Consider the following 23,949-nt stretch of genomic DNA (forward strand, 5'->3'; position numbering starts at 1 on the left):
CCGCACGCGTGAGAGCGCGTCAGTGCGGGCCGACGTCGATCGCCGCGATGGAGGCGAAGACGATCACGACGTGACCGCGGACGTCCTGTGCACGCCGCGGCGAACCCGCATCGTGCAGGGCGAGATCGAGGTGATCCGCCCCCGCGCGATCGACGGTGCCGTGCCGCCGGTGACCGTCGACGTCTTCGACGGTCAGCGGCACCCGTCGGCGGGCGAGGTCGCGGACCACGAAGCCGAGCGTCATGCGCTCGCGCACCGCCGACGCGGCGCCGGCGGCCGCATCGGGGGAGAGGCTCGAGAGCAGGGCGCCGTGATCCATCCGGATGCCGCGGACGCTCGCGAGCGGGATCAGCGCCGTTCCGCGAGCGGGCGCCGCATCCGCGATCGCGAACCAGTCCGCACCGATCTCCTCGACGACGCCGGTGGTCGTGCGCCCCGCAGGGAGCTCGACGGTGATCGTCGCATCCCTCGCGCGGAGAGCACGCAGCCGCTCGCGCAGCCCGAGGCGGGAGATGCGCAGGCGCTCGGACTCGGCCTCCAGCGCGGCGCGCTCCGCCTCCCATTCCGAGGCGAGCTGCCCCTCGAGGTCCTCGAACAGCCGATCCCAGTGCACGCATCGAGCGTAGGGGAGGCGCGATCCGCATGTACGAGTTATCCACAATGTGCTCGCGAAGACCGCTTTCCGGCCGCGCGACGTGATCTACTTTCGGCACGTCACGCACGAGAACGGCACGACATGACATTGCACGAGTACTTCTCCCCGCAGCCGACGCCGGCGTCGCAGCTGCCCGATCCGGAGCCGCTGCTGCGCAGCCTCACCCAAGGAGCGCTGGAGGTCTTCGCCGGTGTGAGGGAGGTGGACCAGCTGGCCCGATGGTTCAGCGAGGAGGCCTACGCGAAGCTCGTGATCCGCGCCAATCTGTCCGCCCGAGCCCGCAGCGCGCGCAACGTCCGTCCCAGCAGGCCGGTGTTCGAGATCCTCTCGGTGCGGCGGTCCGCGCCCGCCGACGGGGTGGTCGAGGCCGTCGTGATCGTCGCGGGGCCCGGCCGGACCCGGGCGGTCGCGATCCGGTTGGAAGGGCTGGACCGCCGGTGGCGTGCGACCTCGCTCGCCGTCCTCTGAGCGATGACGGGCGAGACGGCGAACGGACGGATTGGTATGCTCATCCGGTTATCCTCTCCCTCGTGATCAGGTAGGAGCCAGATGAACGACCTCCAGAGAGTCAACGGCGACTGGGAGTTCGACGCCGCGCACACGCGGATCGGGTTCTCGGCCCGTCATGCCATGGTCACCACGGTCCGCGGCTCCTTCAACGACATCGCGGGCAATCTGCACGTCGACACCGACGAGCCCTCGAACTCCTCGGCCCAGGTGATCCTCCGTGTCGCCAGCATCGACACCCGAAACAAGCAGCGCGACGATCATCTGCGCAGCGCGGACTTCTTCGACGCGGAGCGATGGCCGGAGATCACCTTCGTGAGCTCACACATCGAAGAGGTCGACGACAACGCGTTCGCTGTCACCGGCGACCTCACCATCCGCGACGTCACCCAGCAGGTCGTGATCCCGCTCATGCTCATCGGCATCGAGACCGATGCCGACGGGAAGCTCCGAGCAGGATTCGAGGGGACCAGGCGCCTCCAGCGCCGAGACTTCGGTCTGGAGTGGAACGTGCCGCTGGACTCCGGTGGCGTGCTGGTCTCCGAGAAGATCACCCTCGAGTTCGAGATCTCCGCGGTCAAGGTCGACTGACGCGGGGAGGCCGGCCTGACGGTGCAGGGTCGGTGACACGCCCTAGGCTGGGAGACGTGTCAACTCTCAGTGATCTCGTCCTCGCGCAGGGCCGCCTGACCGACAGCGACGTCGAATGGCTGCACCGCCTCGCCGGTGACGGACAGCTCCTCGCCGACCTCGCCTCCGCAGACATCGTGGTCTGGGTGGAGACGGACGACGGCTCCTTCGTCGCGGTGGCGCACACGCGCCCCAGCGGTGCGGCGACGCTGTTCTACCGCGACATCGTCGGAGAACGGGTGCGGCCGCAGTGGCGCACGCAGGTGCAGGGCGCGTTCGACGCGGGGGAGATCGTCGACTCCTCGTCTCCGGACTGGTTCGAGGAGACGCCGACGCGTGTGCGCGCCGTGCCGATCGTCGTGGAGCGCACGGAGCACGGCTCGCGGGTGATCGGCGTCCTCACGCGGCACACGAACCTCGGCGAGGCGCGGACGCCGTCCCGGCAGCAGATCACGTTCGACGACTGCGCGAACGATCTGTTCCGCATGATCGCATCGGGGGAGTTCCCCGACCTCGCTGCTCCGACATCGCCGCGCCGCGGAGCCCCGCGCGCGTCGGACGGCCTGATCCGGATCGACGTGGACGGGATCGCGACCTTCGCCAGCCCGAACGCGCTGTCTGCGTTCAACCGGATGGGCTTCGACGACGAGCTCGAGGGGGAATCCCTGGCCGAGGTGACCACGCGCATCCTCCCCGTGACGCGCCAGGTGGACGAGTCACTGCCCGTCGTGGTGACCGGACGGGCGCCGTGGCGCACCGACATCGAGGCGCGCGGCGTCACCGTGTCGCTGCGGGCGATCCCGCTGCGCGATCACGGCACCCGCATCGGCGCCATCGTGCTGTGCCGCGACGTGACGGAGCTGCGCCACCAGGAGCAGGAGCTGATCACCAAGGACGCGACGATCCGCGAGATCCATCACCGCGTGAAGAACAATCTGCAGACCGTCGCCTCGCTGCTGCGCATCCAGGCGCGCCGCACGCACTCGGAGGAGGCGCGCGAGGCGCTCACGCAGGCCATGCGCCGAGTGGACTCGATCGCGGTGGTGCATGACACCCTGGCACAGGGCCTCACCCAGCAGGTCGACTTCGATGAGGTGTTCGACCGCGTGCTCAAGCTCGTCGCCGAGGTGGCCGCCGCCCCCAACACGCGGGCGCGGACCCGATCGAGCGGGCACTTCGGCGTGCTGCCGAGCGAGTACGCGACACCGCTGGCGCTGGCGCTGACCGAGGTCGTCACCAACGCGGTCGAGCACGGTCTCGCCGGCCAGGAGGGCTTCGTCACGATCGACGCCTCGCGAACGGATGAGAACCTGCGCGTGACGGTCGCCGACACCGGTCATGGACTTCCCGAGGGGCGCGTCGGTCAGGGCCTGGGCACGCAGATCATCCGCACGCTCATCCAGGGCGAGCTCGGCGGCACGATCGAGTGGAAGGGTACTGACGGCGAGGGCACCGAGGTGACCATCGACATACCGCTGCGCTGGATCAAGAAGTGACTGTCTGACCGGCGCACACGAAAGAAGGCCCCTCCGCGGAGGGGCCTTCGTCACAGGTCGGGTCAGCTGGCGCGACGGGCGCGGGCTGCGCGGCGCTTCAGGGCGCGGCGCTCGTCCTCGCTGAGGCCGCCCCAGACGCCGGAGTCCTGGCTCGTCTCCAGGGCGTACTGCAGGCAGATCTCGGTGACGGTGCAGGTGGCGCAGACGGCCTTCGCCTTCTCGATCTGGTCGACGGCCGGTCCGGTGTTCCCGACGGGGAAGAACAGCTCGGGGTCGACAGTCAAGCAGGCGGCCTTGTCGCGCCAGTCCATGGGGGCTCCTTGGTGTGGATTCGTGAACCAACGACGTTCGATGGCTCTGATTCGGGCGGCGGGGAATCGGGTTCCGCTACCCTGGTGAAGTGATGCGAGCGGATGCTCGCCCCACGCCGCTGTGGGAGCACATGACTGTTAACATTGTGTTACAGCACCCGCACGAAATCAAGGGTTTTGTGCATTCAGATCCGATTCTCAGGAGAAACCGTGCACGCTCCCGGCCTGGCCCGTGCGGCGGCCGCCGTCCTCGCCCTGGAAGGGGCGGCCCTTCTGGTCATCGCCCTGATGGAGGTCTTCGGACTCGGCTCGGGTGGCGCCGCGAACCTGGCGACGGCTCTCGCTCTGATCGCGCTGACGCTGATCGGCGCGGGCGCTCTGGTCGCCTTCGCGTTCGGCGCGCTGCGTGGACGCTCCTGGGCGCGCTCCGGGGGCGTGGTCCTCCAGGTGCTGGCGATCGCGCTGGCGCTCGCGTCGCTCACGCTCCAGCCGGTGCCGTGGGCGTTCGTCATCGCCGTCGGCGCGCCCGGCGTGTTGGGACTCGTGCTGCTGCTGGCCAGCGCGCGCCGCGAGGCCCCGACTCGCGAGGAGTGACGCCGAGGGCGACCGCCCGGCTCAGGCGTCGACGCCGAGGATCTTCCGCAGTCGCGCCACGTGACCGGTCGCCTTGACGTTGTAGAGCGCATGCGTGACGACGCCCTGCTCGTCGAGGACGAACGTCGAGCGGATGACGCCCTCGACGACCTTGCCGTAGTTCATCTTCTCGCCCCACACGCCGTAGGCGGTGTGGACCGCGTGGTCGGGATCGCTCAGCAGCGTGAAGGTGAGCGCATCGCGGTCGCGGAACTCGGCCAGCTTCGCGGGCTCGTCGCGCGAGACGCCGACGACGCGGTAGCCGGCGCTCTGGAGCGATGCGATGCTGTCGCGGAAGTCGCAGGCCTGCGTGGTGCACCCCGGCGTCATGGCGGCCGGATAGAAGTACAGCACGACCTTCTCGCCGCGCAGGTCGGCCAGCTGCACACTCGAGCCGTCCTGATCGAGCAACGTGAAGTCGGGGGCGGGGTCACCGGGGGCGAGGCGCGTTTCAGTCACGTCCCCAGCCTAACGTCCGGGCGTCTGCTCGGCCTTGTCGGCGAACGTCTGCAGCAGGCGCTGCAGGGAGTCCAGACGTGCGAGCTCCGCGGAACTGAGCTCGCCGCGCTCGGCCGCCTCGATCAGTGCGCAGTCCGGCGCGTCCGCCAGGTGCGTGCACCCGCGCGGGCAGTCCTCGGCGATGCGCGCCAGCTCGGTGAACGCCGCGAGGATGTTCCCGGGGTCCACGTGTCCGAGTCCGAACGAGCGCACGCCGGGGGTGTCGATCACCCACCCGGTGCCCGCCGCGCTCTCGTAGCGCAGCGACACCGTGGACGACGACGTGTGCCGACCGCGCCCGGTGACCTGGTTGACATGACCCGTCGCGCGGCCGGCCGAAGGGACCAGGGCGTTCACGAGCGTCGACTTGCCCACTCCCGAGTGCCCGACGAAGACGGTGGAGTGCCCGATCAGCGCGGTTCCGATCTCGTCGACCGGCATCTCGTCGCGGGCGCTGGTGAACACCTGCAGCTCCAGGCCCTCGAAATGCGCGAGGAAGACGGAGGGGTCGTGCAGATCGGTCTTGGTGACGACGAGGAGCGGGCGGATCCCGGCATCCAGCGCCGCGACCAGGTACCGGTCGACCAGTCGCGGACGGGGTTCCGGATCCGCCGCGGCGACCACGATGAGCATCTGGTCGGCGTTGGCGACGATGACCCGCTCGACCTGATCGGTGTCGTCCGCGCTGCGGCGGAGCAGGGACGTGCGGTCGACGATGCCGACGATGCGCGCGAGCGTGCCCTCGTCGCCGGAGGTGTCGCCGACCACTCTCGCCTGGTCGCCGGTGACGATCGGAGTGCGGCGCAGCTCGCGCGCCCGCGTGGCTGTGATGGTGCGTTCGTCCGTCGTCCCCTCGTCGAGCATCACGGCGTAGCGGCCTCGGTCCACGCCGAGCACCCGCCCGATCTCCGCGTCCACGTGCGCCGGACGCCGCTTGGTCCTCGGGCGGTTGGCCTTCGGGTTCGGCCGCACCCGGATGCTCGACTCGTCGAACTCCTCGAACTCGTCGTCGAGGTCGTCGTCGGGATCGAGCCAGCTCACAGGGCCCCCAGCATCCGCTCCCACAGCTGCGTGAACTCGGGCAGGGTCTTCGCGGTCGTGCCGATGTCGTCGATCTCGACACCGGGCACGCGCAGTCCGACGAGCGCGCCGGTGGTCGCCATGCGGTGGTCGTGGAACGCCGACCACGTACCGGCGCTGAGCTCGCGCGGCACGATGCGCAGACCGTCGCTCAGCTCCTCGGCTTCGCCGCCGAGCGCGCGGATGTTGCGGATCAGAGCCGCGATCCGGTCCGTCTCGTGCAGGCGGATGTGCCCGATCCCGCGAATCGTGGTGGGGGAGTCCGCGAAGAGGGCGAGGCCGGCGATCGTGGGCGTGAGCTCGCTGGCCGCGGACAGGTCGAGGTCGACGCCGCGGATGCCGGAACCGCCGCGCACCGTGAGGTCGCCGTGCTGCCGGCCGGCGTGCGCTCCCATCGCCTGCAGGATCTCGGGCAGCAGAGCGCCGGGCTGCGTGGAGTGCAGCGGCCATCCGGTGACCGTCACGTCACCGCCGGTGACGAGGGCGGCCGCCAGGAACGGCGCGGCGTTGGACAGATCGGGCTCGATCGCGATCTCCTTGGCCCGAGGGACTCCGGCTTCGACGAGCCACTCGCCGGTCGCAGGACGCTCGATGCGGATGCCGCGGCGGCTGAGCGCCTCGATCGTCATATCGATGTGCGGGAGGCTCGGAAGGTGCTCGCCGGTGTGCACGAGGTGCAGCCCCACGTCGAAGCGCGGAGCGGCCAGCAGCAGGCCGGAGACGAACTGGCTCGAAGCCGAGGCATCGATCTCGATGCGTCCACCTCGGATGCGTCCGTGGCCGCGGATGGTGAACGGCAGCGACCACGTGCCCTCATCGTCGATGTCGACGCCAAGATCGCGCAGCGCCGTGATCATCGCCCCCATCGGACGATGCAGGGCGGTCTCATGCGCCGTGAGATGAACATCCTCCGCCGCGATGCCTGCGAGCGGGGCGATGAAGCGCATCACGGTGCCGGCCTGACCGCAGTCGATCGTGACGCCGCCGGTGAGCGCTGCCGGGGTCACGACGAGGTCGGGGCCGAACTCCCGCCCGGCATCCACCTCTTCGATCCCGGTGCCGAGCGCACGCAGCGCCTCGACCATGCGACGCGAGTCGTCGGAGTGCAGCGGGGCGACGAGACGGCCGGGACCGTCCGCGATCGCGGCGATGATGAGCTCGCGGTTGGTCAGCGACTTCGAGCCGGGGACGGTCACGACGGCGTGCACGGCGGAATCGGCGGTGGGCGCGAGGTAGGCGCCACGGACGGAGGCGGGGGAATACCGGTTGTCACTCATCGGTTTCCACTGTAGTGAACGGCGGTGACAACGCCGAGGAGGAGTGGTGATGATCGCGACGGTCGATCAGGATTTCGCGGACATCGTCGGCCTAGACTGGCCGGTGATGGATGACACCGCACCTGCCGACACGGTCGGCGACCCCCGGCGCGAGTTCGAGGCGCAGGCGATCCCGTACATGGATCAGCTCTATGCCGCGGCCATGCGCATGACCCGCAACCCCGCCGACGCGGCGGATCTCGTGCAGGAGACCTTCGTGAAGGCCTTCGGCTCGTGGTCGTCGTTCTCGCAGGGTACGAACCTCAAGGCGTGGCTGTACCGGATCCTCACGAACACGTACATCAACATCTATCGCAAGAAGCAGCGCGAGCCCTTCCAGGGCACGATCGACGAGCTCGAGGACTGGCAGCTGGGCGGAGCGGAGTCGACGACGGCCTCGCACAGTCGGTCCGCCGAAGCCGAGGCGATCGATCGCATGCCCGCGTCCGTGGTCAAGGATGCGCTGCAGGAGCTGCCCGAGGACTTCCGGCTGGCGGTGTACCTCGCCGACGTCGAGGGCTTCGCCTATCAGGAGATCGCCGACATCATGAAGACCCCCATCGGCACCGTGATGAGCCGTCTGCACCGTGGCAGGCGGATGCTGCGGGAGCTGCTGGCAGATTACGCCGCGGAGCGAGGAATCTCCGCGGCCGGTACGAGGAGCAGGAAATGACGGATTGCGGCTGCGAGAAGGCACGCCAGGATCTGGAGGAATATCTCCGCAACGAGGTCTGCAAGACCGAGCATGCCGAGATCCGCGAGCACCTGGAGAACTGCCCCGGATGCCGGGACGAGGCGCTCGTGGCGACGACGCTGACCGAGGTGCTCGCGCGCGCCTGCAAGGAGACCGCGCCGGAGGAGCTCCGCGATCAGGTGTTCGCCAGGCTCCGCGCGGTGCAGGCCTCGGCGCACTGATCCGCCGCGCGTCGGAGCCTGCCCATAGGCTGGGTGGCATGACCGACGCACGCAGCATCCCCGTCGACCCCACCTCCGCCGAGCGGCTGTCCGCTCAGGACCTGACGTATCGCCTGATCGACACCTCGTCGGACGCCGACACCGAGGCGTTCCTCCGCGCCGATGCGCGCGGATTCCTGGATTCCGATCCCTCCGCCGAGCAGATCGACGGAGATCGCCCCGGGCTCACCGAACGACGCAACATCGGCGTCTTCCCCGCCGCCGCCACCGAGGGCTCCTGGCCTATCGCCACCGTCAATTCCTGGGCGACGCCGCTGACGGTCCCGGGCGGGGAGGTCGAGATGTGGGCGATCAGTTCGGTCACGGTCGCCGGCACCCACCGTCGCCGTGGCATCGCCAGGGCGCTGCTGGAGGGGGAGCTGCGCGCCGCTGCCGGTGCCGGCGTCCCCGTCGCCGGTCTCACCGCCTCAGAAGCGACCATCTACGGGCGCTACGGCTTCGCGTCGGCGATCCCGGTGGCGCGGGTGAAGATCGACACGCGACGCGCCGGCTGGATCGGTCCCGACGTGCCCGGCCGCGTCGAGTACATCGACCGCGAGACGCTCAAGGCGCATCTGGGCGCCCTGCACGAAGTCGCACGCACGCAGCGTCCGGGGCAGATCGCCGGGTGGGACGGGCGCTGGGCACGCATGGCCGGGCTCTCCGCCGGGCATCCCTCCGCGACCGCGATCCGCGGAGTGCACTATCGGGATGCCGACGGCGCCGTGCGCGGAGTGCTGGCCTACAAGCTGACCGAGGTCCCCGGGGCGTTCCGGTTCGCGCTCGAGGTGCATCATCTCTCCGCCGTGACTCCCGACGCCCTCGTCGCCCTCTGGTCCTTCGCCGTGCAGCACGACCTGGTCGACACGGTGACAGCCGACCTGCGTCCCGTCGACGATCCGGTGACCTGGCTCGTCGCCGATCAACGTGCGGTCGAGGTGACCGTGCACGACCATGGATGGCTGCGCATCCTCGACGTGCCGGGCGTGCTCGGCGCCCGGACCTACCGTGCCGCCCTGGACGCGGTTCTGCGCGTAGAGGACCCGCTCGGGTTCGCGGACGGCGCCTGGCGCCTGGTCGTCGGCGCCGACGGGCGCGCGTCCGTATCGGCGGTCGCCGACGACGCGCCGGCCGACGCGGTCCTCGACATCGCCGCGCTCTCGGCCATGTGCGTCGGGGGAGTGAGCGCCGTGCGACTGCGTGCGGCAGGCCGGCTGAAGGCGTCCGCCGAGATGGCCGCATCCCTCGACGACGCGTTCCGCGCCGCCGAGGCACCGCTGCTGGCGATCTGGTACTGAGCGCTCGAACGACGAAGCCCACCCGCCGAGGCGGGTGGGCTTCGTCGTGGACGGCTCAGATCGTGAGCGCGCGCTTGAGCAGGTCGGCCTGCTCAAGCGCGTGGACCTTCGAGGAGCCGGTGGCCGGCGACGCGGAGGCGGCACGGGCAACGGTGCGGAATTGCCGCGGGCCGGGGACGTCGGCGAACGCGAGGGCGAGGAACGGCCACGCCCCCTGGTTCTCCGGCTCGTCCTGCACCCAGACCAGTTCGGCGTTCGGGTACGAGTCCGTGATCGCCTTCAGGCCCTCGATCGGCGTCGGGTACAGCTGCTCCAGCCGTACCAGGGCGACCTCCGGGTTCGGGTTCTTCTCCAGCTCTGCGCGCAGATCCCAGTGGATCTTCCCGGAGTGCACGAGCACGCGCTTGACGGCGCTGCGCTCGAGCCCGCGGTCGTCGTCCAGCACCGGTTCGAAACGTCCCTGCGTGAAGGCCTCGACTGGGCTCGTCGCGCCGCGCAGGCGCAGCATGGCCTTCGGGGTGAAGACGATGAGCGGCTTGCGCGGCCGCGCGTAGGCCTGACGGCGGAGCAAGTGGAAGTGGGATGCCGGGGTCGACGGACGCGCCACGATCATGTTGTCCTGTGCGCACAGCTGGAGGAAGCGCTCGATGCGGGCGGACGAGTGGTCGGGGCCCTGGCCCTCGTAGCCGTGCGGGAGCAGCAGCGTCACGCTGGACTGCTGTCCCCACTTCTGGTCGGCGGCCGAGATGTACTCGTCGATGACGGACTGCGCGCCGTTGGCGAAGTCGCCGAACTGCGCCTCCCAGAGCACGAGCGCCTCGGGGTTCTCGACCGAGTAACCGTATTCGAACGCCATGGCGGCGTACTCGCTGAGCAGCGAGTCGTACACCCAGAAGCGGCCCTGGTTCTCGGACAGGTTCGCCAGAGGCAGCCATTCCTGCCCGTTCGCGCGGTCGTGCAGCACGGCGTGGCGCTGCACGAAGGTGCCACGCCGGGAGTCCTGCCCGGCGAGCCGGACCGGCGTGCCCTCGACGAGCAGCGAGCCGAAGGCGAGCAGCTCGCCGAAGCCCCAGTCGATGCCGCCGTTGCGGCTCATGTCGCTGCGCTTGTCCAGCAGCTGCTGGATCTTCGGGTGGACCGTGAAGCCCTCGGGCTTGTTGACGAACGCGTCGCCGATGAGGTGGATGACCTCGGCGGCCACGCCGGTCACCTCCGGCGCTCCGACGGCGGCCTCGACGGGAGCCAGGACCGGCGCGATCGGGGTCGCGCCCGTCTCGGCCGCATGCGTCTCGGCGAAGGCGACCTCCAGACGACGCTGGAAGTCGTCCTTGGCCTGCTCGTACTCCTCCTCCGTGATGTCGCCGCGTCCGACGAGCGACTCGGTGTAGAGCTTGCGCACCGAGCGCTTCGCCTGGATGAGGTCGGTCATCAGCGGCTGCGTCATCGACGGGTCGTCGCCCTCGTTGTGCCCGCGGCGGCGGTAGCACACCAGGTCGATCACGACGTCGCGGTGGAAGCGCTCGCGGTACTCGAACGCGAGCTGCGCGACGTGGATGACGGCCTCGGGGTCATCGCCGTTCACGTGGAAGATCGGCGCCTGGATCGTCTTGGCGACGTCCGTGGCGTACACGGAGGTGCGGGCATCCGTGGGGGTCGTCGTGAAGCCGACCTGATTGTTGACCACGACGTGCACGGTGCCGCCCGTGCGGTACCCGCGCAGTTGCGACATCTGCAGGGTCTCGACGACCACGCCCTGACCCGCGAACGCGGCGTCGCCGTGGACGAGGATGGGCAGCCACGAGAACGTGCCGATGGGCTTGCGGTCCTGCTTGGCGCGGACGATGCCTTCGAGCACGCCGTCGACGGTCTCGAGGTGCGAGGGGTTCGCGGCCAGGTAGACCGGCAGCTCCGAGCGGTCGTCCGCCACGAACGTCCCCTCGGTGCCGAGGTGGTACTTCACGTCGCCGGAACCGCGCTGGTTGCCGGGGGCCTGAGTTCCTTCGAACTCGCGGAACACCTGGCCGTACGTCTTCCCGGCGATGTTGGTCAGCACGTTGAGGCGTCCGCGGTGGGCCATGCCGATCGCGGCGCCGTCCAGACCGGCGGTCGCCGCTCCCTGGAGGATCTCGTCAAGCAGGGGGATGAGGGACTCGCCGCCCTCGAGCGAGAAGCGCTTCTGGCCGACGAACTTCGTCTGCAGGAAGGTCTCGAACGCCTCGGCCTCGTTGAGCTTGCGCAGCACGCGCAGCTGCTCGTCGTGACCGGGCTTCTGGTACTTGACCTCGACCTTCTCCTGGAACCAGCGCCGCTGCTCCGGGTCCTGGATGTGCATGTACTCGATGCCGAGGGTGCGGCAGTACGAGTCGCGCAGGACGCCGAGGATGTCGCGCAGCTTCATGACGCGCTTGCCGCCGAAGCCGCCAGTGACGAACTCGCGGTCGAGGTCCCAGAAGGTCAGCCCGTGGCTCTCGATCTCGAGGTCCGGGTGCGAGCGCTGCACGTACTCGAGCGGGTCGATGTCGGCCATGAGGTGGCCGCGCACCCGGTAGGAGTTGATGAGCTCCTGCACGCGGGACTGCTTGTCGACGCGCTCGGCGAGATCGACGGCGATGTCCGGGTTCCAGCGGATCGGGGCGTACGGGATGCGCAGCGCCGCGAAGATGTCGTCGTAGAAGCCGCGCTGGCCGAGCAGCAGCTCGTGCACCTTCTTGAGGAACTCGCCGGACCCCGCGCCCTGGATGACGCGGTGGTCATAGGTGCTGGTCAGGGTGATCGTCTTGCCGATCGCGAACTCGTTGAGCGTCTTCTCGCTCGCGCCCTGGAACTCCGCGGGGTATTCGAGGGCGCCGGCGCCGATGATGCAGCCCTGGCCCTTCATCAGGCGGGGGACCGAGTGGACCGTGCCGATGCCGCCCGGGTTCGTGAGCGAGACCGTGGTGCCCTGGAAGTCGGCGGCCGTGAGCTTGTTCGCCCTGGCCCTGGTGACGAGGTCCTCATAGGCGGACAGGTACTCGCCGAAGGTCAGCGACTCGGCGCGCTTGATGCTCGGCACCATGAGAGCGCGCGTGCCGTCGGGCTTCGGGAGGTCGATCGCGATGCCGAGGTTCACGTGGGCCGGAGCGACGACCGAGGGCTTGCCGTCGACCTCGGCGTAGAACACGTTCTGGCTGGGGAAGTCCTTCAGCGTCTGGATCAGCGCCCAGCCGATCAGGTGCGTGAAGCTGATCTTGCCGCCGCGCGTGCGCGACATGTGGTTGTTGATGACGATGCGATTGTCGATCATCAGCTTGGCGGGGATCGTTCGAACGCTCGTCGCCGTGGGGACGGTGAGCGACTCGTCCATGTTCGCGGCGAGGGTCTTGGTCATGCCGCGAAGCGTCGTGACCTTGTCCTCTTCGGCGGGCGCCTCTTCGGCGGGCTTGGTCTTCGCCTCGGGCTTGGGCGCCTGGGCCGGGATCGGCGCGGGCGCGGCCGGCTTGGCGGTGGTGCGCGCGACCGGCTGCGAGCCGATCACCGGGATGGGCGCCGTCACCGGGTGGGCGGGGGAGGCATCCGCGGGTGCGGCCTTCGCCGCGGCATCCGGCTGGTAGTTCTCGAGGATCGGCCACCACTCCTTGTCGACGGAGTTGCGGTCCGCCGTGAACTGCTCATAGAGCTCGTCGACGAGCCAGGAATTGGCTCCGAACCCCCCGTCGCCCGATGACCCGACGCCGGTCCCTTGGCTCGACACGCTCGATCGCCCTCTTTCATCGCTGAAGCTCTGTGCCACGCACAGGGTCAGGACGTCCCCCGCCCCGTGCGTTCTCGAAGATCAAGCCTAACGTGTTTTGTCCCCCGAATAGGCGACAGGACACGACCGATCCGGCGTGCGGAAAGCTACCGTGGGGGTATGGACTTCCTCGGCCCTCAGCCCACCGTCGACCTCACCTACTCCGACGTGTTCCTGGTGCCTCGACGATCCGGCATCACCAGTCGTCTGCAGGTGGATCTGGCGCCCCACGACGGGACGCCGGCGACCCTCCCGCTGGTGGCGTCGAACATGAACTCGGTCACCGGGCCGCGCCTCGCGGCGGTGCTGGCGAGACGCGGCGGGCTCGGAGTCCTGCCGCAGGACATGCCGCTTCAGGAGCTGGACGCCGCGATCCGCGACGTCAAGGCGCAGCCGGTCGCATGGGACACGCCGCTGGTGCTGCCGCCGAGTGCGACGGTCGCCGACGCGCTCGAGCTGCTGCCGGCCACGGAGGGGCATGGGATCGTCGTGGCGGAGGGGGACGGCCGGATCGACGCGTCCGGCATTCGCGGCATCCTGCCCGCCACGCGGCTCGCGACTGCCCTGCCCGACGCGCAGCTCGGCGACCTCGTGCACGCCGGGACGCCGTCGCTGGACGCCGAGGACGTCACCGACGGCCGCCAGGCCTTCGACCTCATCACCGAGGCCGGGGTCGAGACGGTGAGCATCGTCCACCACGGCCACCTGGTCGGAACCCTCAGCGCCCGCAGCGCGCTGCGCTCGACGCTCTACCGCCCTGCGGTGGACGCCGACGGACGACTGGCGGTCGCCGCGGCCGTGGGCATCAACGGCGATGTCACCGGGAAGGCGAAGGCGCTCGCCGCGGCCGGCGTTGACGTCCTCGTGATCGATACCGCACACGGCCACCAGGAGGGGATGCTCTCGGCGCTCGCCGCCGTGTCCGCCCTCGATCTCGGCATCCCGCTCGTCGCGGGCAACATCGTCACGGCAGACGGCGTGAAGGACCTCGTCGATGCCGGCGCGTCCATCCTGAAGGTCGGCGTCGGACCCGGCGCCATGTGCACCACCCGCATGATGACCGCCGTGGGACGTCCGCAGTTCTCCGCGGTCCTCGAGACCGCGGAGGCCGCTCGCTCACTCGGCGCCCACGTGTGGGCCGACGGGGGAGTGCGTTATCCGCGCGACGTGGCGCTCGCGCTCGCCGCGGGGGCGGCGTCCGTCATGATCGGATCCTGGTTCGCCGGCACGATCGAGGCTCCCGGGCGGCTGCAGACCGACGGCGAGGGCCGGATCTTCAAGGAGTCCTGGGGGATGGCCTCGACCAAGGCCGTCCAGGCCCGCTTCGGGCGCCTGGACCCCTACGAGCGCGCGCGCAAGGAGCTGTTCGCCGAGGGCATCTCGTCGTCGAAGATCTATCTCGACCCGCTGCGCCCCGGCGTCGAGGACCTCCTGGACATGATCACGTCCGGGGTGCGGTCCTCGTTCACGTACGCGGGGGCGGCGAGCGTGCCGGAGTTCCATGACAGGGCCCTCGTGGGTCTGCAGTCCGCCGCCGGTTACGAGGAGGGCAAGGCGCTCCCCGTCAGCTGGTGACCCGGCCTGCGGTTCGCGCGCTGTCGCCGCCCGCCGGTTTTGCTACACCTTTCCGCATCTGCGACAGCTCCTTCCTGGCGCATTCGTCGAAAGGTGTCGCAGAACCTGAGGGAAAGGGGCGGGGCGGAGTCGATCTACACGGCAGGGGAGAAGCAGCGGGTTCTCCACAGGGACGTGGGATTCTGCGTGTGCGGGCGTGCGGCGCAGCGGATGCTGGGGTGCATGACCCTCGAGCAGGATTCCGTGGTGGTGGTCACGCGCACCGGCGAGCGTCGATCCGACCCGATCGACTACCGCCACGTGCGCCGTGCGATGGACTCCGGCAGGGTGGTGCGCATCGCCCGCGGCAGCTACGCGCTCACGGAGCCATGGGGCGCTCTGAGACCGATCGAGCGGCATCGCCAGCGCGTCCACGAGGCGATGAGCCGTTTGCAGGGGCAGGTGGTGTTCTCTCACTTCGCCGCAGCAGCGATCCATGACATCGATGTGCTGGGGCAGTGGCCGCAGTCCGTCGACGTGCGGGTCGCACGCGCGAACGGTGGACGCTCCACAGGACTCATCCGTCGTCGGTCGATGGGGACCGATGAGGCCGAGACCGAACAGTGGAACGAGCATTTCGTCACCTCGGCCGCTCAGACGGCCATGGACCTCGCCGCCGTGCTGCCGTTCACGCTCGGGGTCGTGGTGATCGATCAGGTGCTCTGGTGGCGGCGAGAAGGCGGGGCGCTCGCGACGAAGGACGAGCTCCACGCGATCCTCGAGAACGGCAGCATCCGGCGCGGCCTGGTGAAGGCGCAGCGCACGCTCGAGTTCGGCACCCACCTGTCGGACTCGGTGCGCGAGTCCCACAGCCGTGTGCTGATCCATCGACTCGGCTTCCCGCCGCCTCTGCTCCAGCATCCGATCCGGCTTCTGGACGGGACTCTGGTCCACCCCGACTTCTATTGGGAACACGAGGATCACGCGGGGGAGTTCGACGGCGTCGGCAAGTATCTCGACCCCGCGCTGCTGGCCGGCAGGAATGCCGAGCAGGCTCTGATCGCCGAGAAGGACCGTGCGGACGCGCTGCGTCGGGTCGTGTCCGGTGCGTCGCGATGGCGGACGCCGGCGCTGCGCAGACCTCGCGAGCTCTACGACATCCTCACCGCAGACGGGATGCGCTCAGCGCGCCCCCGTCCTTCGGCGGGTTTCCGCCCCTGGTGAACGTCCGCTTCCTGCGGCGCCCGTCGTCGCGCAGCATCCGCTTCTGCGCCACTTCTCGACGAATGCGACTGAAAACATCAGTGGCATTCGTCGAAAGGTGTAGCAGAACCAGCGGCGGCAACCGGCAGCGCGAGTCCGGGGGCGGCGAAGAGGGACAACCGGGCGACATCACGGCGAAGGTCTGTAGAATCTACCCACTATGGACGACCCTCCCAGTTGCAGTATCTCGCCCCACCGCCCGCCCTTCCGCACTGAGGAGGGAGACAGTTGATGGATTACATCCTGCTGGGCGTGGGGCTCCTGCTCACGATCGGCACCGGTCTGTTCGTCGCGAGTGAGTTCGCGCTGGTGAACCTCGACCGCGCCGAACTCGAAGCGCGTCAGGCGCGCGGCGAGTCCCGCCTGTCGATGACCATCGGCGCCCTCAAGCACACCTCGACGCATCTGTCCTCCGCGCAGCTCGGGATCACCCTGACGACGCTGCTGACCGGATACACGATGGAGCCGGCCATCTCGCGCCTGCTCGGTCCTGTGCTGATCTCGTGGGGGATCGCCGAGGCCGTGGTCGCACCGACCTCGACCGTCGTCGGGATGCTGGTCGCGACCGTGCTCTCGATGATCCTCGGCGAACTCGTGCCGAAGAACTTCGCACTCGCGCTGCCGCGTCAGACGGCGAAGCTCGTGGTGCCGTTCCAGGTCGCGTTCACCGCGGTGTTCAAGCCCGTGGTGGCGCTGCTCAACGGCAGCGCGAACGCGGTGCTGCGCTCCATGGGCGTCGAGCCCAAGGAGGAGCTCTCCGGAGCGCGCAGCGCAGAGGAGCTCTCGTCGCTGGTCCGCCGTTCGGCGAGCGCCGGCATGCTCGAGGCCGACACGGCGAGCCTGCTCGATCGCAGCCTCACGTTCGCGCGTCTCACCGCGGCGGACGTCATGACGGCCCGGCCGAGCATGCACGCGCTGTCGGCGGGCGATCCCGTCGAGGACGTCATCCAGCTGGCCCGCCGGACCGGCCACAGCCGCTTCCCGGTGTACGACGAGGATCTGGACGACATCACCGGCGTCGTGCACCTCAAGGCCGCCGTCTCCGTTCCGCGCGAGCGCCGCGCCGACGTGCCCGTCGGGGCGCTGTCGACCGAGCCGCTGCGCGTCCCCGAGACGGTGCACCTCGACACCCTCATCGCCGAGCTGCGCGCCAAGGGCTATCAGCTCGCCGTCGTCGTGGACGAGTACGGCGGGACCGCCGGACTCGTGACCCTCGAGGATCTCGTGGAGGAGATCGTGGGCGAGGTCTCCGACGAGCACGACCGCACCAGGGCGGGCATCGTCCGCGGACGCGGCTCGATCACGTTCCCCGGTGAGCTGCGTCCGGACGAGCTGCAGAGCCGCACGGGCGTTCACGTCCCCGAGGGGGAGGTCTACGACACCGTGGCCGGATACGTCATGAGCGTGCTCGAGCGCGTCCCGGCCGCGGGCGACGAGGTCACGCTCGACAGCGGTGTGCTGGAGGTGGTGCGCATGGACGGCAGACGTGTCGATCGCCTGCGCTACACGCCGACGCCGGTGGACGCCCCGATCGAGGAGGTGCCCCGATGAACGACTGGGCAGGACTGGTCTGGCTCGTCGTGCTCCTGGCCGGCAACGCCTTCTTCGTCGGCGCCGAGTTCGCCGTGATCTCCGCCCGTCGCTCGCAGATCGAGCCCCGCGCCGAGCAGGGTTCGCGAGCCGCGAAGACCGCGCTGTTCGCGATGGAGCACGCCACGCTGATGCTCGCGACGTCGCAGCTGGGGATCACGATCTGCTCGCTGCTCATCCTGAACGTGTCCGAGCCTGCGATCCATCACCTGCTCGCCGTGCCGATGCACGCGATCGGATGGACGGATGCCGTCGTCGACGTCACCGCCTTCGTGATCGCGCTGGTGCTGGTGTCCTTCCTGCACGTCGTGTTCGGTGAGATGGTGCCCAAGAACCTGGCGTTCTCGGTGCCCGACCGCGCGGTTCTGATCCTCGCCACGCCGCTGGTCTGGGTGTCGAAGGTGTTCCATCCCGTCATCTGGGTGCTCAACACCGCGGCGAACGGCGTGCTGCGCCTGTTCCGGGTCGAGCCGAAGAACGAGGCCGCATCGACCTTCACGATCGACGAGGTGGCGACCATCGTGGACCAGTCGCGTCGCGAGGGCGTGCTGGCGGATGCCGCGGGCACGGTGGCCGCGGCGGTCGAGTTCACCGACAAGAAGGCGAGGGATGTGGCCGTGCCGCTCGCCGACCTGGTCACGCTGCCGCAGACCACCACGCCGGACGAGATCGAGCGCGCCGTGGCGCGCTACGGATTCTCGCGGTACGTGATCGTGGACGAGGCGGACGCCCCGGTCGGCTACGTGCACCTCAAGGACATCTTGCGGGCCGCCGAGGGCGAGGACGCCGCGCAGCGGGCGGTCGAGCCGATCCCCGCGAAGCGGATCCACCACATGGTCCCGGTCCAGGAGGACACCGACCTCGAGGACGCCCTCGCGGTGATGCGCCGGGCCGGTCGTCATCTCGCGAAGGTCCGTGACGCTCAGGGCGAGACCACGGCGGTGCTGTTCCTGGAGGACATCCTCGAGGAACTGGTCGGCGAGGTGCAGGACGCGACCAGACGCGTCGTCCACCGCGGAGAGTGATTCAGCGGGGTGGCGGTGAGGATCTCACCGCCACCGCGCGCGCTCGTACTGCGGCGGCCACGGCATCTCCACGCCGAGTTCGTGCGCGGCGCGCAGCGCGAAGTGCGGGTCGCGCAGCCACTCCCGGCCGGCGAAGATCGCGTCGGCCTCGCCGTCCTCCAGGACGCGCTCGGCCTGTTCCGCGGCGGTGATGAGACCCACGGCAGAGGTCGGGATGCGTCCTCCGCGCCGGACGGTGCCCGCCAGCCCCACCTGGTATCCGGGGAACACGTCGATGCGCTGATGCGCGACCAGGCCGCCGCTGGAGACGTCGATCAGGTCGGCGCCGCGCTCTCGCGCCCAGTCCGCGACGACGGCGGCCTCCTCGGGCGAGAATCCGCCGTCGGCGTGGTCGGTCGCGGAGATGCGCACGAAGACCGGTACCTCCTCGCCCGCCGTCCGCCGCACGGCGTCGAGGACGCGCAGCAGCAGTCGTGCGCGATTCTCCAGGGATCCGCCGTACTCGTCCTCGCGCAGGTTCGACAGCGGGGACAGGAACTGGTGGAGCAGGTATCCGTGCGCTCCGTGCAGCTCGAGCACGTCGAATCCGGCATCCAGAGCCCGTCGGGCTGCCGCGGCGAACGCGGCCACGACGGCATCGATCCCCGCGGCATCCAGAGCCCGGGGCGTGTCGAAGCCGTGGAACGCCACCGCCGACGGCGCGGACGTGATCCATCCGCCCTCGGACGCCGGGACGGAACCGCGCTGCTCGGCCCAGGGCCACCACGTCGACGCCTTTCGTCCGGCATGGGCGAGCTGGATCCCGGCGAGGGCGCCGCGGGCGTGGATGCCGGAGACGATGGGCTCCCACGCCTCGCGCTGCTCCTCCGTCCAGATGCCCGCGTCGCGCGGGCTGATGCGGCCTTCGGGAAGGACCGCCGTGGCCTCCGCGACGACGAGTCCGGCGCCGCCGGAGGCGAACTGGGTCAGGTGCGTGCGGTGCCAGTCCTGCACGACGCCGTCCACGGCGCTGTACATGCACATGGGGGACACCCACAGGCGATTCGGGAACGTGACGGAACGCAGACGCAACGGGGAGAAGAGCAGACTCACCCCTCGACGGTACCGCCGCGCGCGGGGGCGAAGGCCGTGCCGGTACCGTTGATCGCATGGTCGAGGTGCGTCAGTGGCGGCGGGAGGACAGCCTCCGCTTCGTGAGGGCGCCGGGGCCGGACGACGACAAGTACTCCCGCGGCGTCGTCGCGCTGCGGACGGGATCGGCGGAATTCCCCGGCGCGGCCGTGTTGTCCGTCGAAGCCGCGTGGCGTGCGGGAGCAGGATACGTCCGGTACGTCGGCTCGGCGCGGGACGCCGTGCTCGCGCGGCGCCCGGAGACCGTCGCTGCGGACGACCTCGGACGCACGCGCGCGGACGCCTGGGTGCTCGGCTCGGGAACGGATGCCGCCACGCGCACGGCCGAGGAGACAGCGGCCCTGCGAGGGATCCTCCGCGGTGAGATCCCCGTCGTCGTCGACGCCGGGGCGCTGGATCTCGCGCCGGAGGCGACGGCGCCGGTCGTCGTGACGCCGCACGCGGGGGAGTTCTCCCGACTCCGGGAACGGCTCGGCCTCGAGACGGGGGCCGATCGCGTAGTGGAGGCCGTGCAGACGGCGCAGGCCCTGGGAAGCACGCTGCTGCTGAAAGGCTCCCGCACTCTCGTCGCTTCCCCCGACGGCGTCGTGATCGAACTGCCGACAGCTCCCGGATGGCTGGCCACGGCCGGCAGCGGCGACGTGCTCGCCGGGGTCCTGGGCGCCGTGATCGCCGCGAACCCCGACGCGCCGCTCGCCCCGGCGGCCGCAGCCGGGGCATGGCTGCATGCCCGCGCGGCCCGCATCGCCGCCGGCATGTCGGACGGCCCGCCCGGCCATCCGATCGTCGCCCTGGACGTCGCCGAGGCGCTGCCCTCGGCGATCGGGGATCTGCTGTCGTGAACCGGCGCATCGTGCCCCTGTGGGCCGCGTTCCTCGCTGTGCATGCCGTAACGGCCTGGCTCGGCTGGGTGTATCCGAGCCAGCCGATGGGCGACGTCGTCCTGGTCTACGAGCCCTGGGCGACCTCTGCTCTGACAGGCGGGACGATCGTCGGCATCACCGAGCCGTGGGTGTACCCGCAGCTCGCCCTCGTGCCGATGATGCTCGCGAAGGCGATCTCGCTGCCGTTCGTGGGACTGTGGGGTCCGTCGGCGGCGTACCTCGTGGCCTGGGCAGTGCTCGTGACAGGCCTGGATGCCATTGCCTTCGCGATGCTCGTACGGCGTCGTCCCTCGGGTCCCCGTCGCGTCGCGGCGTGGTTCTGGACCGCCGCCGTGCTGCTGCTCGGGCCGATCGCGCTGTACCGCATCGACGCCGTGACCGTGCCGCTCGCCGTGACCGGCGGACTCCTGCTCGTGCGGCATCCCGCCGTCGGCGCCGCGCTGCTGACGCTTGGTGCCTGGATCAAGGTGTGGCCGGGGGCGCTCGTGCTCGCCGCCCTGATCGCGGCGCGTTCCCGGCTTCGGGTCCTCGCGACGGCGGCCGCCGTGTCCGCCGCGCTCATCGTCGTCCTGTTCCTCCTGGGCGCCGACCAGCACCTGTTCGCCTTCCTCTCCCAGCAGACCGGGCGCGGACTCCAGGTGGAAGCCGTGGCCGCGACGCCGTACCTCTGGGCGGCTCGGGCGGGCGCGGCATCCGTCGGCTACAGCTTCGAGATCCTGACCTTCCAGGTCGACGGCCCCGGGGTGGCGGTCGTCTCCGCGGTGCTGACACCGGTGATGGCGGTCGCGGTCGCCGCCGTGGCGGCGCTCGCCGCGGTGAAGAGCTTCCGCGGCGCGGCGTTCCGGCGCCTCTTCCCGCCGGTGGCGCTGACCCTCGTGACAGCGCTCATCGTGACGAACAAGGTCGGCTCGCCTCAGTTCCAGACCTGGCTGATCGCGCCGATCATCCTGTGGTTCGTGTACGACAGGGCGAGGGCCGGGGCACCCGCGGCGCTGGTCCTGGTGCTCTGCGGGCTGACCTGCCTGATCTATCCGCTCTCGTACGATGCGCTGCTGCGCACCGAGCTCGTCCCGGTGCTGCTGCTCACGGTCCGCAACCTTCTCCTCGTCGTCCTGTTCGTGATCGGCATCCGCGCGATCATCCGCACCCCCATCCCCACCCGGAGGTAACCATGCTCATCGCCTTCTCCGTCGCTCCGTCCGGCACCGGCCGTGCGGACGGATCCGTCCACGACGCCGTCGCCGCTGCTGTCAGGATCGTCCGCGAATCGGGTCTGCCGCATCGCACCACCAGCATGTTCACCGAGCTGGAAGGGGAGTGGGACGAGGTCATGGACGTCGTCAAGCGGGCGACGGAGGCCGTCATGCCGTTCGGTTCGCGGGTGTCGCTCGTGCTCAAGGCCGACATCCGTCCCGGTTACAAGGGGGAGCTGGATGCGAAGATCGATCGGCTCGAGGCGGCGATCGAGGACGCCGATCCCGCGTAGCATTGACGGGTGAACCACTCCTCGACACTCTCGAGGGGTGCGGCGACGAAGGCGCTCCTCTCTCTCGCCATCGGCTCCTTCGGCATCGGCATGACCGAGTTCGTCGCCATGGGGCTGCTCCCGGACATCGCACGGGACCTGCTGCCCGATCTCTGGGCAGCCTCACCCGAGGAGGCGATCGGGCGCGCCGGCCTGCTCATCTCGCTGTACGCGCTCGGCGTCGTGATCGGCGCTCCGACCATCGCGGGCCTCGTGGCACGGTTCCCTCGGCACCGCGTGATGATCGGACTCGCACTTGCACTGACGGTCTTCAACGCACTCACGGTCGTGCTGCCGAGTTTCGGCCTCGTCGGCGCGTCCCGGCTGCTGGCGGGCCTGCCGCACGGCGCTTACTTCGGCATCGGCGCCCTGGTCGCCGCGGACGTGCTGGGACCGGGCCGGCGCGCTCAGGGCGCGGCGTTCATCCTCACCGGCCTCACGATCGCCAACGTCGTCGGGGTGCCCCTCGGAACGTTCCTCGGCCAGAGCTTCGGATGGCGCACGGCGTTCCTCGTCGTGGCCGTCGTCTTCGCCCTCGCGACGCTGTGCATCGCCCTGTTCGTCCCCGAACACCCCGGAGACCCCGGGCGGAGCATGCTCGGCGAGTTCGGGGTGTTCCGTGTCGGCCAGGTGTGGCTGACGCTGGGGATCGGTGCCATCGGCTTCGGCGGATTCTTCGCGGTTTACAGCTACGTCTCGCCGCTCGTCACCGAGGTCGCCGGGGCCCCGGAATGGGCCGTACCCATCGTGCTCGTGCTCGTCGGCATCGGCATGACGGTCGGCAACCTGGTGGGCGGCTACGTCGCCGACCGGGATCTGCGCCGCACCCTCGTGATCGGGATGGCGGTGCTCGCCGGCATCCTGGTCCTGCTCGCGGTGCTGTCGTTCCACATCGTGCTGCTGGGACTGCTCGCGCTGGGGGTCGGGGCGGTGTCGTCCCTGCTGAGCCCCGCGATCCAGACGCGTCTCATGGATGTCGCAGGGGACAACCAGTCGATCGCCGCGGCGCTGAACCACTCCGCGCTGAACATCGGCAACAGCCTGGGAGCGTTCCTCGGCGGCACCGTCATCGCGCTCGGCTGGGGGTACACCGCGCCGGCATGGATCGGAGCACTGCTCGCCGCAATCGGCCTGGGCATCACGATGCTGGCGTACCGCGTGCAGCGCGCTCCGGTTCCCGCCTGAACTCGTAGAGTGGCTGCATGACGGACGGTCTGCCCCTCGCCGGAACCGTTGTCCTGGTGCGCGACGGCGCCGCGACGGTCGAGGTGCTGATCCTGCGCCGCCCGGCCCGCGGCTCGTTCGCGGATGCCTGGGTGTTCCCGGGCGGACTCGTCGAGGACGGCGACCGCACCGAGGGCGGGACGGGGCAGGATGCCGCGCGCGCCGCCGCCGCACGGGAGTGCGCCGAGGAGGTGGGGCTGCATCCCGTGGATCTCGTCCCGCTGTCGCGCTGGATCCCGCCCGCGCAGGCGCCGAAGCGCGTCGGGACGTGGTTCTTCCTTGCGGCGGACCCTGGCGGGGCGGTCGTACCCTCGCCGGACGAGGTGGTGGACTGGCGCTGGATCGGACCCGTGGAAGCGCTGGAACGCCATGCGGCCGGCGACATCGAGCTCTTCCCGCCCACGTGGGTGACGCTGCACGGCCTCGTGGGATATGCATCCGCGGCCGAAGCACTGGCAGCGGCCTCCGACGCCCCGACCTTCGCGACCCGACTGCTCCCCGGCGACGTGTTCTGCTGGGCGGGGGATGCGCGGCATCCGGACGGCGGCGAGGGCGTGCATCGCCTGGAGACGGCGGTGCGGCCCTGGCGCTATCGGCGGGACTGAG

The 23,949-nt window shown here is 70.1% G+C and carries 23 protein-coding genes; 16 read left to right on the plus strand and 7 right to left on the minus strand.

What is annotated here, in order from left to right; all coding sequences use genetic code 11:
* Positions 1 to 19: 19 nt before the first annotated feature.
* On the minus strand, positions 20 to 613 hold the full coding sequence (locus tag KYX17_RS02150) for a hypothetical protein (protein ID WP_243224893.1): 594 nt from the start codon (positions 611 to 613) through the stop codon (positions 20 to 22).
* Between the two features lie 123 nt (positions 614 to 736).
* Here KYX17_RS02150 and KYX17_RS02155 point away from each other — a divergent pair, with 123 nt between their 5' ends.
* The 3 genes from KYX17_RS02155 to KYX17_RS02165 all read left to right on the plus strand — a co-directional run bounded on the left by KYX17_RS02155 (position 737) and on the right by KYX17_RS02165 (position 3,288).
* Complete coding sequence (locus tag KYX17_RS02155; protein ID WP_243224894.1) at positions 737 to 1,123, plus strand: Rv3235 family protein; 387 nt, start codon at positions 737 to 739, stop codon at positions 1,121 to 1,123.
* An 81-nt stretch (positions 1,124 to 1,204) separates the two neighbouring features.
* A complete protein-coding gene (locus tag KYX17_RS02160; protein WP_243224895.1) occupies positions 1,205 to 1,753 on the plus strand; it encodes a YceI family protein in 549 nt (182 codons plus the stop codon).
* A 56-nt stretch (positions 1,754 to 1,809) separates the two neighbouring features.
* Positions 1,810 to 3,288 carry a sensor histidine kinase gene (locus KYX17_RS02165; protein ID WP_243224896.1) on the plus strand — a complete coding sequence of 493 codons (1,479 nt, stop codon included), beginning with the start codon at positions 1,810 to 1,812 and terminating at the stop codon, positions 3,286 to 3,288.
* 62 nt (positions 3,289 to 3,350) lie between these two features.
* Here KYX17_RS02165 and KYX17_RS02170 read toward each other — a convergent pair whose 3' ends face one another.
* A complete protein-coding gene (locus KYX17_RS02170; RefSeq protein ID WP_243224897.1) occupies positions 3,351 to 3,599 on the minus strand; it encodes a WhiB family transcriptional regulator in 249 nt (82 codons plus the stop codon).
* Positions 3,600 to 3,809: 210 nt separating this feature from the next.
* On the opposite strand from KYX17_RS02170, the gene KYX17_RS02175 reads away from it, so the two are divergent.
* On the plus strand, positions 3,810 to 4,193 hold the full coding sequence (locus KYX17_RS02175; protein ID WP_243224898.1) for a hypothetical protein: 384 nt from the start codon (positions 3,810 to 3,812) through the stop codon (positions 4,191 to 4,193).
* Positions 4,194 to 4,214: 21 nt separating this feature from the next.
* Here the strand turns inward: KYX17_RS02175 and bcp are convergent, their stop codons facing one another.
* The 3 genes from bcp to aroA are packed head-to-tail and all read right to left on the minus strand — an operon-like array spanning position 4,215 to position 7,087.
* Positions 4,215 to 4,691: a thioredoxin-dependent thiol peroxidase gene (bcp, locus tag KYX17_RS02180; RefSeq protein WP_243224899.1), complete on the minus strand. Its 477-nt coding sequence runs from the start codon at positions 4,689 to 4,691 to the stop codon at positions 4,215 to 4,217.
* Between the two features lie 9 nt (positions 4,692 to 4,700).
* Positions 4,701 to 5,771 (minus strand): ribosome small subunit-dependent GTPase A, encoded by a 1,071-nt coding sequence (gene rsgA / locus KYX17_RS02185; protein WP_243224900.1) that lies wholly within the window; start codon positions 5,769 to 5,771, stop codon positions 4,701 to 4,703.
* On the minus strand, positions 5,768 to 7,087 hold the full coding sequence (gene aroA / locus KYX17_RS02190) for a 3-phosphoshikimate 1-carboxyvinyltransferase (RefSeq protein ID WP_243224901.1): 1,320 nt from the start codon (positions 7,085 to 7,087) through the stop codon (positions 5,768 to 5,770). The genes rsgA and aroA overlap by 4 nt, the downstream gene beginning before the upstream one ends.
* A 49-nt stretch (positions 7,088 to 7,136) precedes the next feature.
* Between aroA and KYX17_RS02195 the strand changes: the two genes are divergently transcribed.
* The 3 genes from KYX17_RS02195 to KYX17_RS02205 are packed head-to-tail and all read left to right on the plus strand — an operon-like array spanning position 7,137 to position 9,378.
* Positions 7,137 to 7,799, plus strand: a complete 663-nt coding sequence (locus KYX17_RS02195) for a sigma-70 family RNA polymerase sigma factor (protein ID WP_283818069.1) — start codon at positions 7,137 to 7,139, stop codon at positions 7,797 to 7,799.
* Positions 7,796 to 8,041, plus strand: coding sequence for a zf-HC2 domain-containing protein (locus KYX17_RS02200; protein WP_243224902.1), 246 nt, complete (start codon positions 7,796 to 7,798; stop codon positions 8,039 to 8,041). The genes KYX17_RS02195 and KYX17_RS02200 overlap by 4 nt, the downstream gene beginning before the upstream one ends.
* Positions 8,042 to 8,079: 38 nt before the next feature.
* Positions 8,080 to 9,378, plus strand: coding sequence for a GNAT family N-acetyltransferase (locus KYX17_RS02205; RefSeq protein ID WP_243224903.1), 1,299 nt, complete (start codon positions 8,080 to 8,082; stop codon positions 9,376 to 9,378).
* A gap of 55 nt (positions 9,379 to 9,433) precedes the next feature.
* Here the strand turns inward: KYX17_RS02205 and KYX17_RS02210 are convergent, their stop codons facing one another.
* Complete coding sequence (locus KYX17_RS02210) at positions 9,434 to 13,108, minus strand: multifunctional oxoglutarate decarboxylase/oxoglutarate dehydrogenase thiamine pyrophosphate-binding subunit/dihydrolipoyllysine-residue succinyltransferase subunit (protein ID WP_243224904.1); 3,675 nt, start codon at positions 13,106 to 13,108, stop codon at positions 9,434 to 9,436.
* A gap of 159 nt (positions 13,109 to 13,267) precedes the next feature.
* Here KYX17_RS02210 and KYX17_RS02215 point away from each other — a divergent pair, with 159 nt between their 5' ends.
* The 4 genes from KYX17_RS02215 to KYX17_RS02230 all read left to right on the plus strand — a co-directional run bounded on the left by KYX17_RS02215 (position 13,268) and on the right by KYX17_RS02230 (position 18,579).
* Complete coding sequence (locus KYX17_RS02215; RefSeq protein ID WP_243224905.1) at positions 13,268 to 14,722, plus strand: GuaB1 family IMP dehydrogenase-related protein; 1,455 nt, start codon at positions 13,268 to 13,270, stop codon at positions 14,720 to 14,722.
* 222 nt (positions 14,723 to 14,944) lie between these two features.
* Positions 14,945 to 15,925, plus strand: coding sequence for a hypothetical protein (locus tag KYX17_RS02220; RefSeq protein WP_243224906.1), 981 nt, complete (start codon positions 14,945 to 14,947; stop codon positions 15,923 to 15,925).
* Positions 15,926 to 16,195: 270 nt separating this feature from the next.
* Positions 16,196 to 17,515, plus strand: coding sequence for a hemolysin family protein (locus KYX17_RS02225; RefSeq protein WP_243224907.1), 1,320 nt, complete (start codon positions 16,196 to 16,198; stop codon positions 17,513 to 17,515).
* Positions 17,512 to 18,579, plus strand: coding sequence for a hemolysin family protein (locus KYX17_RS02230; RefSeq protein WP_243224908.1), 1,068 nt, complete (start codon positions 17,512 to 17,514; stop codon positions 18,577 to 18,579). Before KYX17_RS02225 ends, KYX17_RS02230 begins: the two co-directional genes overlap by 4 nt.
* 24 nt (positions 18,580 to 18,603) lie before the next feature.
* On the opposite strand, the gene KYX17_RS02235 is transcribed toward KYX17_RS02230, so the two are convergent.
* A complete protein-coding gene (locus KYX17_RS02235; protein WP_243224909.1) occupies positions 18,604 to 19,671 on the minus strand; it encodes an NADH:flavin oxidoreductase/NADH oxidase in 1,068 nt (355 codons plus the stop codon).
* Positions 19,672 to 19,727: 56 nt separating this feature from the next.
* Between KYX17_RS02235 and KYX17_RS02240 the strand changes: the two genes are divergently transcribed.
* Genes KYX17_RS02240 through KYX17_RS02260 form a run of 5 tightly spaced genes read left to right on the plus strand, consistent with a single transcriptional unit; the run spans position 19,728 to position 23,948 of the window.
* Complete coding sequence (locus tag KYX17_RS02240; protein ID WP_243224910.1) at positions 19,728 to 20,552, plus strand: ADP/ATP-dependent (S)-NAD(P)H-hydrate dehydratase; 825 nt, start codon at positions 19,728 to 19,730, stop codon at positions 20,550 to 20,552.
* Positions 20,549 to 21,763 (plus strand): hypothetical protein, encoded by a 1,215-nt coding sequence (locus tag KYX17_RS02245; protein WP_243224911.1) that lies wholly within the window; start codon positions 20,549 to 20,551, stop codon positions 21,761 to 21,763. The genes KYX17_RS02240 and KYX17_RS02245 overlap by 4 nt, the downstream gene beginning before the upstream one ends.
* A 2-nt stretch (positions 21,764 to 21,765) precedes the next feature.
* Complete coding sequence (locus KYX17_RS02250; protein ID WP_243224912.1) at positions 21,766 to 22,080, plus strand: thiamine-binding protein; 315 nt, start codon at positions 21,766 to 21,768, stop codon at positions 22,078 to 22,080.
* Between the two features lie 9 nt (positions 22,081 to 22,089).
* Positions 22,090 to 23,304 carry an MFS transporter gene (locus tag KYX17_RS02255; protein ID WP_308220832.1) on the plus strand — a complete coding sequence of 405 codons (1,215 nt, stop codon included), beginning with the start codon at positions 22,090 to 22,092 and terminating at the stop codon, positions 23,302 to 23,304.
* A 17-nt stretch (positions 23,305 to 23,321) separates the two neighbouring features.
* On the plus strand, positions 23,322 to 23,948 hold the full coding sequence (locus tag KYX17_RS02260; RefSeq protein WP_243224913.1) for an NUDIX domain-containing protein: 627 nt from the start codon (positions 23,322 to 23,324) through the stop codon (positions 23,946 to 23,948).
* Position 23,949 lies beyond the last annotated feature (1 nt).

It is taken from the genome of Microbacterium sp. CIAB417, from assembly GCF_022788845.1.